A 14,760-nucleotide genomic window follows, 5' to 3' on the forward strand; every position below is an offset into this window, starting at 1 on the left:
CTCCTAAATCTCTCTTTCTAGTATACTCTAAAAATTAACTTGAACCAATATATTCGGTAATTCTTCACGAAAGGTTTGTCTTTTGTTCATTCTTTGTTAAGATAGGGGTAATCGAATAAAAAAGGGGTTTTTTTTGTGTCAAATTATCGTGCAATTACTTTTTTTGATCTTGATGGAACACTGTTAGATGCTCAATCAAAAATCACACCAGAAGTGGCCGAAGCAATGCAAGCACTACAGGCAAATAACGTCCTGCCAGTCATAGCAACTGGACGAACTGAAGCTGAAATCAAACATATTATGTCAGATGCTGGTATTTCCTCTGCAGTTACGATGAATGGTTCTTACATCAGCGTGGATGGTCAAGAAGTTCATTCTGAAATAATCGCAACTGAAGACTGTCAAAAGATGCTCGAACATGTCCAAATACAAGGGCACCAGCTCTCATTTTATAACCATCAACATATTTGGTGTACTGCACACACACAAACGATGATTGATGCCTATAACTTTATCCATTCAAATGTACCAGAAATCAATCCGCAAGCTTATTTGGATCATCCAATCAATATGTTACTTATCCTCTCTCAATCTGGGGATGAATATTATCATGAACAATTTCCTGATCTGACTTTTTATCGAAATGGTCCTTACTCGATTGACACGGTCAAAAAAGGAATCTCGAAAGGTGCAGGAGTGAAACGTTTAAAACAAGAATTAAACCTTGTTGATGTGCCTACATTTGGATTTGGTGATGGACCAAATGACTTTGCACTGTTAGAAGCATGCGACAACAAGATCGCGATGGGCAATGCTTACAATGATCTCAAAGAACTATCCACTTTTATTACAAAGAAAAACACTGAGGGCGGAATCGTTCATGCGCTCAAACATTTTGACTTGATTTGATTTTTAATCGAAATACGATGTATATTTCCGAGTAACTGAGAGATGATTTTTTACAGTATTAGCTATTGAGAATCATCTCTTGATACTTCGGACGATTTGCTTTTTCCGTAATCGTTTCTCGTTGAAAAAATTCAATTTTGTGCTATAATATAAATTGTATGAAAAATACACGTAACCCTTGTTTATAACGGGGACGTTACGGATTCGACAGGCACAGTTTGAGCTTGAATTGCGTTTCGTAGGTTACGTCTACGTTAAAACGTTACAGTTAAATATAACTGCTAAAAACGAAAACAACTCTTACGCTTTAGCTGCCTAAAAACAGTTAGCGTAGATCCTCTCGGCATCGCCCATGTGCTCGAGTAAGGGTCTCAAATTTAGTGGGATACGTGACAACTTTCCGTCTGTAAGTTGTTAAAGAGATCATCAGACTAGCGATACAGAATGCCTGTCACTCGGCAAGCTGTAAAGCGAAACCACAAATGAGTTGACTATGAACGTAGATTTTTAAGTGGCGATGTGTTTGGACGCGGGTTCGACTCCCGCCGTCTCCATTGTGAGATTTCGGTAGATTTCACTAAATGCCTAAATCCTTATTTTAAAAGGATTTAGGCATTTTTTATTTTCGGTAGTTTTCGTTAAATGAAATTTATTCAAGCTCATTTTCAAGTCCGAAAGATTCATCTCTCACGCTGATTTTTCATTGGACCCCACTCAACTATTTTTTGATTCATACTAAAATTATATGGAAACAAAAAGACACGACCTAAATCGTGTCCGAACATTCATATATGAAAAGAAAAATACTTAAATCTACTATTCTGTTTTTTCTTCTAGTCGAATACTGTTTACTCCCCAATATGCAGCAACGCTTCTATTTCTCTCGTTATTCTTATCCATAGTAATATCACCATCATTGTGAACTGGATAAATTGTTTGTGTCTTATAATTTAATGGTGGAACAACTATATCCATTTCACCATCCTTCATTTGCTTTTTAATGGATTCAGTTTGGCGACTATAACTTACATAATTTTTATAGATGTCTGCAGTTCCATTGAAAAACAATAATAAAAAACTAACTAGTAAATAACTGAAAATCATAGAAAAAACAACTTTATTGCTTCTATCAAAATTTGTTAATAATTCAAAAAGACTAATTACTATAGATATGAAAAGAAAAATAACTCCTCCAAAATAAGATCTAGACCAAGATAATGCAGTTGGAGAAATTGCAAGCACTCCTATTGTCAATATACCTCCCACGAAAAATAACGAACTTAGAATATTACTAAGTGTAAAACTACTATTTAAGTATGATAAAACAAGCAAAGCTAATCCTATCGTTAGAGGGAACATGGCATTATCCTGTAACGCATGACTGATTGCAGGGATTGCATCAAGAATTTTCCAAGCAGTTGAAAGCGTACTTCTATGAAAATAAGTCGCTCTGATATCGTTCCCAGGTGCCATAACCATAAAAAGAAAACCTACAATATTTCCAACAATACCTGCGATCATCCATTTTTCAATTTTTTTCTTCTTATAAAAATAGGAAAGAACAGTATATGCTATAACAATGAACAACGTTCCTCCGGAGGTATTTTCGTTACACCAACCAGCTACTATACCTAAAAGAAGCATGCCTATTGTTTTAAAAAGACTATTATTTTGTTCTTCAGATTCTGCTATATATCGATGATAAACCAGAATAAAAGATAACATAATCACCATTGCAGTGAGATAATTTACAGAACCAGCCAACCATAAGTAAACATTATTGAAAGCTGGGGTAAATGTCCACATTAATGCAAAGATGATAAACGCTTTTAGATAAACATTCTTAGTAGTTCGCTCTTTTACTATGGAAGAAAACATAATAATTTGATAAACCAATAGGGAAAATATGCAAGAATTATACACATTAAAATATATTTTTGGAAGTTTAGTAAAAAAACGAAAAATAATATGGACTACCGATCTCCCAGTCCAAGTCATATATTGTTGATACTCATCAAACAAAATTGTTTTTATGCTTGAGGTCTTTACAAAATAGTAATAATCGTCGTGTACCAAAGGAGACATACTATTTAAAAGAAGCATAAAACCAAAAATACAAAATAAAACAATAAATAAATGTCTGTTGCTCTTAATTTTTTTAATCATACCACCCAATTAACTCCTCTTTATCTCAAAATATAACTTAGTATAACACAGATTTAATAGTGGTTGTGCCAAATTAAGAGATACAGAATTAATATCCTAACCAATCATTTATCCTACTGCTCAAATCAAGTAGCGCTATCCTTCAAATGACTTTCAACAGCTAAATGTTCTGTTTCCCCGACTCTCTTCTCATTTTTACTACAGTGCATTTGATTGTCTCTACGTCGCTCATAACATTTATTGATTTGTCGATAATACCTTGATGCTTCTCCTGTACATTGTTCTGACTCATTACAAATCATCAGTCCGATGAACAGAACTACAAAATGCTTTGTTTAGAATTTGAAAATACAACATCCAATATATTTTCATTGCATACAATCCTTCATCGTTTTAAATAACACAATTCCTTAAATGGATATAGTAAAAACTATATCTGCTACAAAAATTTTACTAGTCGTTTGATAAAGTAATAAACGACATGCTGCGAATGTCAATGCACTATCTCTTGTACCCTCTCAATAAAAAAACTTACTTAATCGATTAATGATTTAGCAAGTTTTTTTATTGTTCTAGAAAGTTGACCAGAATTCGAACTGTTGATAAAAGTTGACTCTATACTTTTGATGTTAGTAAGATTCACCGCTATCAAAACATATACACAACAATTTTTTATTCAATTACTTGGAAAATCTAGTCCTATTTTTTTCCATAGCACAGAAAAAGATTACGTTACTGCTAGTCGTATAAAGATTGTAATAAAATACTGGATTAATCAAAGTAATTGAAATATTGCTCTGGTGATTCACCTACACTTTTTATGACGGTCTCATACTCGCTGTCATCATCAATTACACGTAGCACTTTACACTGAAATCTCCAGTCATCCCCAAAATCAAATACAAACTTGAAAGCATCCCCTTTTTTTAGTCCAAATTGATAGAGTCTATAATCACAAGTATGGAGATATTCGTTATCTTCATCCATTTCATTCATATAATAGCAATTATTAGAACTCCACGCATAATTGTCCATAAAGAAGGCATGTGCATGATCGTTTACAAAATCAAACGCACTTAAAATAAGCTCAGCAAAATCCTCAAGTGTCTCATTAATTGATACACAAAGGTGGCGATAACAACCTGTTCCTGCTGAAATACTAAATATAATCGCTTGATTATTTCTTTGGATTGTTATTTTATTTCATCCTTTCTAAAAAATAATATCTGTCTAATACTTCAGACAAATCATCTGCGCTTTTTCACACTACCGCTTTGATTCAGAGGAATAGCTACTATTAGTATATCGTTGGTAATGCTAAAAATTTCACTACATTTTATGATTATCTCATCAATCGTCAATTTCAAAAATATCATCATCTAATTGATTGAAAGACGTTTTGCTTCCCAAATCCAGTTCGTCTAGTACATCTTTAGCCACATTGAAGAAACAACAAGTTCCCAAAAAAAGTAGCAGAAAAAATGGAACAGTAACTTTTCGCCTTTTAATTGCGCCATACATCAAGAGTAAAAATGCTGAAATAAAAAAGATAAACATAAATATTAGAAACATACATACCCCTCCTCATTTAATAATTGATTATAAAAGATAGGAACTGGCCTACTACCAAAGAAAATCAACGATGTGTAAAACCAACTCCTCAACGATAGACCTCGACTTTCTAACTAAAAGATATTTTGAAACTTGTTTACGTCATTTCAGCGCTCACTACATCATTTAATACCTTTTTATTTTCCAATAGTTTAACCAAAAATATACAATTTTTTTTCCTTTTTTTATAATTATTTCTTTGAATGAATCATTTTTTTGTTTTCAGAAATTGAAATACGCTGTACATTATCTCCTCAAGTTTGGTTTGGATTGGTCACTGAGCAAGATCAATTCTCTTTCTTCAATTTCTGATTGTCATGAAATCAGATAAGCTTTAAACTTAACTTAGAGATATTCACAACGAGAAACATGTTTCATCTTTGAATGGTTGCGTTATTTCTGATAAGAGAAGAATAATTTGATCCTGAACGAAAGGAGCCCACGTTTTCAATTTTTATAAATTATCTAAAAAGCGGGAGATTATTTATCTAATTTAAGCACTCGCAACTCTTTATTTGCTTAGAGGGCAAGTCTTCTTCTCTTGAACACTAAAGAAAATAGAAAGGAGGAAAGCAAGTGAAAAAAAAAGAGCGTTCGTTTATTGGTTTTATTCACATTGTTGTTACTTAGCGCATGTGGGTGTCAAAGGAAAAAAGACGAGCAAGCAAATCGTTTAGTTAAGGATCTAAAAGCAAATGCGTGGGTAATTGAAGGGACGGACTCTACTGATGATCCCAAAATGACCCTTACCTTTTCTAACCGTAAAGCTAGTTTTAACTTAGATTTTTCAAGTATCGATTACTCTGTAGACGATGAATCCAATAGTGTACATATGAAGAAATTTATCAAACAATTCAGTAAGCATATAAAAGAAGAGTTTCGTTATACGATTAAAGGAGATATAATGACTTGGAAGGAACTTTGGTCTAAAAGTGACATCATGTCTTACAAAGTCAGTAAGAAGAATGAAACGATTATTCTCACTCCTTTAAGCGAGGAAGAAACTACGGAGACAAAAAATCTCGTGCTTATCCCTTACAAAAAAAATACCAAGTAATGAAAGATAAAATTTTATTATCTAGACTCATTATAAAATTGAATGATTCTGAACATTTTCCTATACTAACGATTGAATCTAAGCATTCCCTGCTGACTGATACATATAAAGCGCATAATTTGAACAATAAGCAACCTTGAACTAGTTAGATTTTGGTTATTTCTCAGTCATTATGACAAAGTTTACTCACATAGATCAATAAATAATTGACGGTTTTATCCGATCCCGAAAAAATGAGTATCCTGTCCGCTATCACTGCCAGTAAATAGGAAGCGAGAACAAAAACACAGGCCCCCGAAAGTATCTAGATACTTCTGGAGGTCTGTGTTTTTTTAGTTATTTTTCATTGAATGATTTTTAATCTTGTTTTATTCTATTTTTTCTCTTTAATATGTAACTGATCCCCATTACCGTTACTAAAAGTGCCATTCCTAAACTGCGCAATAAGTGATTTTGTTGCTCTCCTGTTTTTGGTAAAGTAGCTTTTCCAGATACGGTGGTTTTGGTCGTACCTGTAGAATTATTTTTTGTGGTGCTACCATTTTTTGAAGTTGACGTTTGATTTGATTCTTTCTTTTCGGTACTTTCTTTATTTTTATTCGTTTCAGTTGTGGTATCCACTTTACTTTGATCTTGTTTGTTGTCGTCATTCTCAGTTGGTTTATTTGTTTGATCCGTCTTTTCTTGGCGTGTAATTTCTGAGATGACTGATTTTTCTCCGGCTTCATTTTCTGTATAGTATTGAACTGTTTCCCCATTTGCTACAGCTTTAGATAAATAAATCGTCGTCGGTTCTTCTACTTTTACATCTACTAAACGAGAAGAATTGACCTTTTCTTGTTTGGCTTTTCCGATGATTTCCCCGTTCAAAACAACGTACATCGTTGTTCCTCCTGGAATAACCGCCGTCATTTGTTTTCCTTCTGTACCATAAATGAAAGCAACGTTTCCTGCTAACGCTACTGTTGTTTTGATTTTCTTATAGATAAACGTGATCGTGTTTGTTCCCTTTTCAATCATGACTTCTTGTATCGCTAACTTCGGATTAACTAGTTCATATCCTTTGATTAGTAACGCTTCTTCTTTGTGAAGCTTCCCAATTTCTAAATCAGTTATTACTTTTTTCTCCGCAATTGATTGACCTTGCTCATCGATATATCGGACAGTCAGATCGGCTTTTTCATTTTCTGACGGTGATGTTTCTTTGGCTTTATATATAAATGTAATGGTGTTGCCATCACTTTGTACTTCTATCGTTTGGACTTTGGCACTCAGCAATTCGTATCCTTCGATAAGTAACGCTTCTTCCGTATATGTAGAGCCGACTTCTAAGTCTTGGATTATTTTATCATTAGCAATCGATTGACCATGCTCATCAATATATTTCACAGTCAAATTGGCTTTTTCATTTTCTGGCGGCGTTGTTTCCTTAGTTTCATATATAAATGTAATGATATTGCCTTCGCTTTGTATTTCTATCGTTTGGACTTTGGTACTCAGCAATTCGTATCCTTCGATAAGTAACGCTTCTTCTGTATGTGTAGAGCCGACTTCCAGGTCACTTATTATTTTATCTTCAGCAATCGATTGACCATGCTCATCAATATATTTCACAGTCAAATTGGCTTTTTCATTTTCTGGCGGCGTTGTTTCCTTAGTTTCATATATAAATGTAATGATATTGCCTTCGCTTTGTATTTCTATCGTTTGGACTTTGGTACTCAGCAATTCGTATCCTTCGATAAGTAACGCTTCTTCTGTATGTGTAGAGCCGACTTCCAGGTCACTTATTATTTTATCTTCAGCAATCGATTCCCCCTTCTCATTAATATACTTAACAGTTACAGCTGCTTTTTCTTTAGTCACTGGATTTTCATCATAACGGAAAGTAATGATATTGCTATTTGGATCCTCGGAAACATTGATTGTATAAGTTTCAGGCCCTACGATCGTGTAGCCATCAATCACCAGTGCATTTCCTATGTATTCTGTTCCAATCTCTAAATCATTAATTACCGTAGGTTCGGCAATCGGTTGACCAGTTTCATTATGTAAATACTGCACAGTTACTGACGAGAAACTTTCTTCAGGACTATCTTCAATTTTCTTATAGTAAAAATTGTGATGCATCTCTGCCGTTTCCATATAAATAGTCACTCTATCTGGCGAGATCAATTCATACCCTTCTACAATTTCAGCGAATAAGGTTACATCATTTCCGACGAAACCGACTTCCTCTGAAAACCAAAGTACTTTTTGTGTATCTACATCTACCCCATTGACAGATACCCATCCTATTTCCGGTTCAGGCATGGATAGGTCCAATGTTCCTGAATCATGTGGTGGTTGCACCTCATCAATCATTTCGATTTCACTTACTGCGTTGGATGCTGCCAATACGTTAGGTGCTAGCAACCCCACTACAGTGGTCATCAGCAATGCTGAGTTCATAATTGTTTTCATTTTTTTTATTTTTTTATTTTGCTTTCTTTTCGTCATTTAATTTATCTGCTCCCCCAGTTATATTTGAAATTTGGCTAACCTAGCTTTTTCTTACTTTATTCTAAGGTTGGTTACTTTTATTTATGTACTTGAATCCGATTATCCACCTCCTTAAAAAACGTTATTTAAAATAAACAATAGTAGTTTAACCTACATATTAATGTTACCTGTAACATATAAGATTCGCAAGATTATTTTATTATTAAACCAAGGTTTTCTGTGTGTTAAAATAAAAAAATATCTAGTTAAGGAATTAAAATTATGATTTTCACATTCTTAAAAAAATTCACAAACGTTATTTAAAATCCGATTCTGTTTATTTAGTAAAAATGATTGATTAACAAAAAAAGCCCGTCACGGTAAATGATTAATCATTTTACCATGACGAACTGGAAATTATTTAGTTACATTTTATAAAATAGATTTAACACATAACTTCTTTAATCAAAAAATTAGTTTACTGTTTGAGAAACATTTATTTCTGTCTTCTTACTACTATACTGACTCATATTTTTAAATAATTGTTGAAGTAACGGACTTTGATTGTGTCCTTCAATTGCTGCTTGATCACGCCAATTTTCAACCATGACAAATTCATTTTCAATATCGATTGATTCGTACAATTGATAGCTTAAGCACCCGTCTTCTTTTCTTGTACTTGCAACAAGTTCATTTACTTCTGCAAGAAATTCATTTCTTTTTTCTGGTTTGATTGAAAATTTTGCATTGATAACGATCATTTTTCCACACTCGCTTTATTTAAAAGTTGTAATTTTTTCTGGAGCCAATCGAACAGATTCATATCCTTCTTCTACTGCTTTCCCAACAGATAAGATCATCACTGGAACATAACGTTCTTTGTCGAGATCAAAAGCTTCAGCCAATTGGTCTGCTTCGAATCCCCCGATTGGATTTGTTTCATAGCCGTGACTACGAGCAACTAGCATGAATTGCATTGCAGCTAAACTAGCATCAATTTTCACAACGTCATTCATTTGTTCACGTGTAAAGTTTTGGTAATAAGGAAGGATCGCAGCAAGTTGTTGGTCTCGGACTTCTGCCGGCATCTTACCTTCTGCTACTGCTTGGTCATAGATTTCTTCCCCATATTCGTAGCAGTTCATATCTCCAAAGATCATGACCATAGCTGATGAAGTATCATTTTGTCTCGTATTAAAACGGATCAATGGTTTCAATTTTGCTTTTGCTTTTTCACTTTCTGCCACCACAAAACGCCATGGTTGCATATTAACTGAAGATGGTGCTGTTGTTGTTTCTTGTATCATTTCTAACATTTCTTCATGAGAAATCTTAACCGTTTCATCATATACACGAACGGATTTTCTTCCAAATACAACACTTGAAAAATCATTGTTTACTAATTCTTTGCTCATTTTTCTCTCTTCTTTCTCCTAATGTAGTTAATAAAGTTTATTCAATAATTTTGTTAGTTCGGTGATTTCTTCATCGGTCAACGAAATGCACAAAGAGTCAGCGGACTGTTGATGATTATTTTCACACTTAGCCAGTTCTCGTTTGGCTGTATCCGTCAGTAGAACAAATACTTCACGATTATTCGCTGGATTGCGTTTTCGTGAAACATAGCCTTTTTCTTCCAATATCTTCAAATGTCTAGAGATAGCTGCATTGTCTATTTTCAGATCTGTTTGAATTTGATTTTGTAAACATTTGCCTTTTTCCCATAAAAACATCAGCATTTCATATCTCGTCAAACTGAATCCAGTTTCTTTCTCGAACAAAGCTGATCCTTCTTGACTGATAATTTTGATTTTATAGAGTAACTGACTGAGTTTTCTTAAATCCATCTCCATCCTCCTTCCGTTGACTTGTCAATTATTGACTTATCAATAATATAAATGTTTTAGTGAGACTTGTAAAGCATAAAAGTTTGAATAACAAAAAAAAAAAGAGAAAGCTATTCCTCTTTCTCTTTTGGCTCTATACTTTTTGATGTTGGTGAAATTCACCAACATCTTTTTATGTTTATGATGTAAAAACATAGAAAAGACACCCTGAAATCCTTTAGAATTAATTTGGCTAACCAATTCATAGGAGGATTCAAGATGTCTTATACTCAGCTTATCAAAGATACCCTAAATATTCTAGACCTAACTATCTATTTCGAGGAAAATTGTTTAACCAAAGAAAGATATAAAGGGCAAATTTGCTTGATTTACAAAGGTACTCTTCAATACACGCCCGAAGAGTGTCCACATTGTCTCAAACCGACGATTGCCTTATTTAGAAAGCTGTTTTCTCGATTGTCCTTAGCGACTCGAAAAGCTGTTGAATTCATTGTTATTGATAGGTATGCGCCTTATGTTTCATTGGTTAAAAAGCTTTTCCCAAATGCTCAGTCAAAAAGAAGAAGCAAAGTTGAACGATGAAAAACGAGTTTGGCGTGCCAGTTTCAAAGATTACTTAACTGAAAGTGAGATTGTCGACCGATTGTTAGCCACTTGTCCCAACTTGCGATAAGGCTATCAGTTATATCTAGATGTTCTTTATGCAGTAAAGAAAAGAGATCATTTACTATTTGAGGACTGTTTATCCAGAGAAGTCAGCCAGCTACCTGAAACTTATGCGACAACTTTGCGAACATTTAAAAAGTTTCTGCCACAGATCCGAAATGCCCTCCGCTACAGTTATTCAAACGGACCACTAGAATGTTTAAACAACCATATTAAAGTATTAAAATGCAATGCTTATGGGTTTCGAAATTTTTATCATTTCAAACGTCGGATCATGATTCGACACGGTAAAACCATTTTAACCAAATAAAAAGAACAGAAAGAAGTTTTTCTTCTTTCTGCCCAAATTATTCTAAGATTTCTCTTTACCAACATCATTCGACAAAGAGCCTCTCTTTTAAACTATTTTTTATTTATGAGACAAGCGCTGGTTCATAAATTTTTGAAGAAGTTTCAAAAATGGCTTCTATAGTAGTTAAATCATATACATCCGCATATTTTGCAACCACTTTCCCACATTTTTCTAATATTTCTTCATGATCACTTTCTTGGTATTTTTCCACACATAACACGATACAATTTTCTAATTTATTAATGACTTCACCTACTACTACATGCTTTAAACCGATTGGCTTACACGCATATTTTTGTCCCAAAATGATTTCTTCGTTATTCATATCTCATCCACCTTTAATCGTTCTAACATTTTATAAAATGATAATAGCATTAAAATTAGATTATGAAAACCAAAAACCATTATAATTTTAGAAAAAAATCAAAAGAACGACTTTTTCGAGCGTTCTTTTGATTTCACTTATTAAAGTTATTGAATTTTTTTAAGAAATAACATCTAAAGGCACGATATCAATAAGCATTTCTACGTATTTCTCAAGATATTCTTGATCAATATGATCGTATCCGCCTGTTACACCACAATCAATATCTAGAACGCCAATCAGATGCCCTTCTTTGATCATGGGCACAACGATTTCAGATTGAGCTGCAGAATCACAAGAAATATAGTTTTCATGTTTCTTAACGTCATCAACGATCAATGTAGTTTTTGTTTGTGCTGACTCACCACAAACCCCTTTTCCTATTGTGATCCTAGTACAAGAAACACGACCTTGAAATGGACCCAAAATCAATTCTTCGCCATTATATAGGTAATAACCTGCAAAAACTGTTTCTGGTAATGTCTCGTTCAACAAAGCAGAAGAATTCGCTAAATTTGCTAGCCAATGATCTTCTGCCTCTAATAATCCTTTTTGCTGTAATAATAAAATTTGATAGGCATCTTCTTTTTGCTTTTCTGTCCACAACATCTCAACCACTCCTTCTATGAAAAAATTATAGCTTAGAAATGATTTGCTGACTAGTCATTGAGAAAAAACTGACCTTACTAGACAGAAAGACGGGAAAAGAACATCCTTCAAATATAAAATACTTTCATTATTAATTTTTAGCACGGACTCATTAGAAAATTATTCTGCTTGCTGGATCTCTTGTTCCAAGTTTGCATAATCTATTGTCGTTCCAATAAACGTTGGATCATCGCTGGGAAAATGTTGAACAAGTGTTTCGATTTTACTGATTTCGACAGTGCCTTTTGTCAGCTCAAAATCAATGACATGCCCTCCGAATTGTTTAGCTTCATCGATATAGTGCAAATGAAATCCAGCAGCTGCTACTCCTTGAAACAGTTCTGGCGTATAAAATCCAACTAACGTTCCTTGACTATTTGTTTCATGAAATTCAGGTTGAGACTCTGATATTTTTGCTAATCTTCGGTAAGGCTTTTCTTGTTTTGGCATAATACGTGTGTGGACTGTTTTAAACAGCCCAGTAATTTTTATCGCTAAAAATAAGTTGTTTCCTGCTTGACTGGCTAAAATTGATTGTTTTAATTCTTCGCCTTTTGTTTGATTTTCGACTTCAAAACGTTCATCTGTAATGAATGGGGTGATTGCTGCATAAGGAGTGGTTTCTTTTCCTGTCAGCTTAACAACTACTCCATCTGAACGCCCTTGATAAGCTTCGCCATCCAAGAAGATGACTTCCCCATCTAACCCATGTAGCGTTCCCAAACCTAAAGTCCCGTGTTTGAGTATCTGTTCAATCGTCTCAGTACCATCCATTAGTCCTGCCATCAATGCTCCTAGTGTTCCATGTTGAAAAAGTATTCTTTCACTCATCTTAGCATCTCCTTAATAGAATTGATCTGGTAAAATCGTTTCACCAAGTTTTTCATTGTCACGGTAGTCGATTGGAATATCGATGATAACTGGACCTTGCGTTTTAAATCCTTCTTCTATTGCTTGTTCCAACTCAGCGACAGAGGTCACACGAAGCCCCTTAGCACCAAAAGCTTCCGCATATTTTACAAAATCAACCGGGCCAAAATCCACACCGGAAGCTCGTTGATATTTCATGATTTCTTGAAATTCTACCATATTGTAACGACCATCGTTCCAAATCAAATGAATGATCTTCAAATTTTTACGAACAGCTGTTTCTAGATCTTGAGCAGAAAATAAGAAACCACCATCACCAGATACCGAAATGATTTGTGTCTTAGGACGTACTAATGCAGCAGAGATTGCCCATGGTAAAGCAACGCCTAGTGTCTGCATCCCATTGCTAAATAATAGATGTCTTGCTTCATAACTTCTAAAATGACGTGCCATCCAAATGTAGTGACTACCTACATCTACAGTAACAGTCATCTCATCTGTCACTTTATTTTGGAGTGTATTAATGACTTCTAGAGGATGTAAAATTCCTTCGCGGTCTTTCGTTGGCACAATATCACGCTCAGTTAATTTATTTTGCAAAAAGGCTAAGTATTCTTTCGCATCACGTGACACTTGATGCGGTGTTAAAGAATCCGTCAACAGATCCAATGTTTCAGAGATATCCCCGATTAATTCTCTTTCTGGCTGCATGTAAGAATCAATCTCAGCTGGTGTTTCATCAATAACGATTACTCGAGCATCTTTTTCAGCATTCCAGTTTCTTGCTTCATATTCGATTGGATCATAACCAATCGCAATCACTAGATCACTTCGTTTCAATAACATATCTCCTGGTTGATTTCTAAACAAACCGACTCTGCCAAAGAAATAGTTTTCTAATTTTCTAGAGATCACACCAGCGGCTTGGAAAGTTTCTACCACCGGCAAGCCTGTTTTTGCTACTAATCTACGGATCGCTGCTGTTTCTTTTTTACTTGAACCTCGCATCCCAATTAATAAAACAGGTAATTTCGCTTCTTGAATACGTTCCGCTAAATAATCGATATCGCCAGCGGAAGCAGAACCTAATTGTGGATCTTTTAGAGGTTTGATGACTTCATTTTTTACAGTCGCATCTACCACATCTTGTGGGATACTAATAAAGCTTGCTCCTTTTTTCGAACTTTTAGCCATTCGATAAGCATTGGCAATCACTTCTGAAATTGTTTCTGGATCTTGAATTTCTGCACTATATTTAGTGATTGGCTGAAATAAAGCAGCATTGTCCATGCTTTGATGAGTTAATTTAAGTAGATCGCTTCGTTTGACTTGTCCTGCAATTGCAAGAACCGGATCACCTTCAGCCGTAGCGGTCACTAGCCCAGTTGCTAAATTACTAGCTCCAGGACCACTAGTAGCAATGACGACACCTGGCTCGCCTGTGATCCGTCCAATTGCTTGAGCCATAAAAGCGGCATTTTGTTCATGTCTCGTAACGATTAATTCTGGTCCTTGATCTTCTAACTCATTAAACACCCCATCGATTTTTGCTCCTGGAATCCCAAAAACATATTCGACTTGGTGATTTGCTAAACTTTCTACTACAGCTCTAGAACCTTGTTTCATTTCATCATCCATTACAACATTACTCCCTTTTCATTAAACATTCTCTCGAAAAACGCTTTTTCATTAGTACAGTTTTACAAACTGTTTCACAAAAAGAGTGTAACACAAATTTTTTCATTTGTGTAGTAATATGAAAAATAAGCTGTAGTTTCAGAAAAATTCA

Annotated in this window: 13 protein-coding genes, 1 other RNA gene and 2 pseudogenes; 5 read left to right on the top strand and 11 right to left on the bottom strand. The window is 34.5% G+C overall.

Features of this window, described 5'->3' with window-relative positions; genetic code table 11:
- Window positions 1-135: 135 nt before the first annotated feature.
- Both IGK91_RS08160 and ssrA read left to right on the top strand, forming a co-directional pair.
- Window positions 136-909: a Cof-type HAD-IIB family hydrolase gene (locus IGK91_RS08160; protein ID WP_010737850.1), complete on the top strand. Its 774-nt coding sequence runs from the start codon at window positions 136-138 to the stop codon at window positions 907-909.
- Window positions 910-1,098: 189 nt separating this feature from the next.
- Window positions 1,099-1,466: a transfer-messenger RNA gene (ssrA, locus tag IGK91_RS08165) on the top strand.
- Window positions 1,467-1,725: 259 nt separating this feature from the next.
- Here the strand turns inward: ssrA and IGK91_RS08170 are convergent.
- The 3 genes from IGK91_RS08170 to IGK91_RS08180 form a co-directional block, all read right to left on the bottom strand.
- Window positions 1,726-3,075: a DUF3329 domain-containing protein gene (locus IGK91_RS08170; RefSeq protein ID WP_113803669.1), complete on the bottom strand. Its 1,350-nt coding sequence runs from the start codon at window positions 3,073-3,075 to the stop codon at window positions 1,726-1,728.
- 771 nt (window positions 3,076-3,846) lie between these two features.
- A complete protein-coding gene (locus tag IGK91_RS08175; RefSeq protein ID WP_306425424.1) occupies window positions 3,847-4,272 on the bottom strand; it encodes an IS1096 element passenger TnpR family protein in 426 nt (141 codons plus the stop codon).
- A 153-nt stretch (window positions 4,273-4,425) separates the two neighbouring features.
- Window positions 4,426-4,647, bottom strand: coding sequence for a hypothetical protein (locus IGK91_RS08180; protein WP_010737889.1), 222 nt, complete (start codon window positions 4,645-4,647; stop codon window positions 4,426-4,428).
- 640 nt (window positions 4,648-5,287) lie between these two features.
- Here IGK91_RS08180 and IGK91_RS08185 point away from each other — a divergent pair.
- Window positions 5,288-5,743 (top strand): hypothetical protein, encoded by a 456-nt coding sequence (locus IGK91_RS08185; protein WP_014834546.1) that lies wholly within the window; start codon window positions 5,288-5,290, stop codon window positions 5,741-5,743.
- A 357-nt stretch (window positions 5,744-6,100) separates the two neighbouring features.
- Here IGK91_RS08185 and IGK91_RS08190 read toward each other — a convergent pair whose 3' ends face one another.
- The 4 genes from IGK91_RS08190 to IGK91_RS08205 all read right to left on the bottom strand — a co-directional run bounded on the left by IGK91_RS08190 (window position 6,101) and on the right by IGK91_RS08205 (window position 10,071).
- On the bottom strand, window positions 6,101-8,242 hold the full coding sequence (locus IGK91_RS08190; RefSeq protein ID WP_430605286.1) for a MucBP domain-containing protein: 2,142 nt from the start codon (window positions 8,240-8,242) through the stop codon (window positions 6,101-6,103).
- Window positions 8,243-8,697: 455 nt separating this feature from the next.
- Window positions 8,698-8,985 (bottom strand): putative quinol monooxygenase, encoded by a 288-nt coding sequence (locus tag IGK91_RS08195; RefSeq protein ID WP_010718425.1) that lies wholly within the window; start codon window positions 8,983-8,985, stop codon window positions 8,698-8,700.
- A gap of 15 nt (window positions 8,986-9,000) precedes the next feature.
- Entirely contained in the window at window positions 9,001-9,639 is a 639-nt protein-coding gene (locus IGK91_RS08200) for a nitroreductase family protein (protein ID WP_010737891.1), read from the bottom strand.
- 27 nt (window positions 9,640-9,666) lie between these two features.
- Window positions 9,667-10,071 (bottom strand): MarR family winged helix-turn-helix transcriptional regulator, encoded by a 405-nt coding sequence (locus IGK91_RS08205; RefSeq protein WP_010737892.1) that lies wholly within the window; start codon window positions 10,069-10,071, stop codon window positions 9,667-9,669.
- 258 nt (window positions 10,072-10,329) lie between these two features.
- On the opposite strand from IGK91_RS08205, the pseudogene IGK91_RS08210 reads away from it, so the two are divergent.
- Together IGK91_RS08210 and IGK91_RS08215 are read left to right on the top strand one after the other, a co-directional pair.
- Window positions 10,330-10,485 (top strand): annotated as a pseudogene (locus IGK91_RS08210) (ISL3 family transposase); the annotation flags it as partial.
- Window positions 10,481-11,047: pseudogene (locus IGK91_RS08215) on the top strand (transposase); the annotation flags it as partial. The pseudogenes IGK91_RS08210 and IGK91_RS08215, both read left to right, overlap by 5 nt.
- A 103-nt stretch (window positions 11,048-11,150) precedes the next feature.
- On the opposite strand, the gene IGK91_RS08220 reads toward IGK91_RS08215, so the two are convergent.
- The 4 genes from IGK91_RS08220 to alsS all read right to left on the bottom strand — a co-directional run bounded on the left by IGK91_RS08220 (window position 11,151) and on the right by alsS (window position 14,609).
- On the bottom strand, window positions 11,151-11,414 hold the full coding sequence (locus tag IGK91_RS08220; RefSeq protein ID WP_010737894.1) for a hypothetical protein: 264 nt from the start codon (window positions 11,412-11,414) through the stop codon (window positions 11,151-11,153).
- A 159-nt stretch (window positions 11,415-11,573) separates the two neighbouring features.
- Window positions 11,574-12,059 carry a GAF domain-containing protein gene (locus tag IGK91_RS08225; RefSeq protein WP_025480518.1) on the bottom strand — a complete coding sequence of 162 codons (486 nt, stop codon included), beginning with the start codon at window positions 12,057-12,059 and terminating at the stop codon, window positions 11,574-11,576.
- Window positions 12,060-12,221: 162 nt separating this feature from the next.
- Complete coding sequence (gene budA / locus IGK91_RS08230; RefSeq protein ID WP_010718430.1) at window positions 12,222-12,932, bottom strand: acetolactate decarboxylase; 711 nt, start codon at window positions 12,930-12,932, stop codon at window positions 12,222-12,224.
- A gap of 12 nt (window positions 12,933-12,944) precedes the next feature.
- Entirely contained in the window at window positions 12,945-14,609 is a 1,665-nt protein-coding gene (alsS, locus tag IGK91_RS08235) for an acetolactate synthase AlsS (protein ID WP_034866860.1), read from the bottom strand.
- Between the last annotated feature and the right edge of the window lie 151 nt (window positions 14,610-14,760).

Source organism: Enterococcus sp. DIV1208 (assembly GCF_050530455.1).
Taxonomy (GTDB): domain Bacteria; phylum Bacillota; class Bacilli; order Lactobacillales; family Enterococcaceae; genus Enterococcus_B; species Enterococcus_B hirae.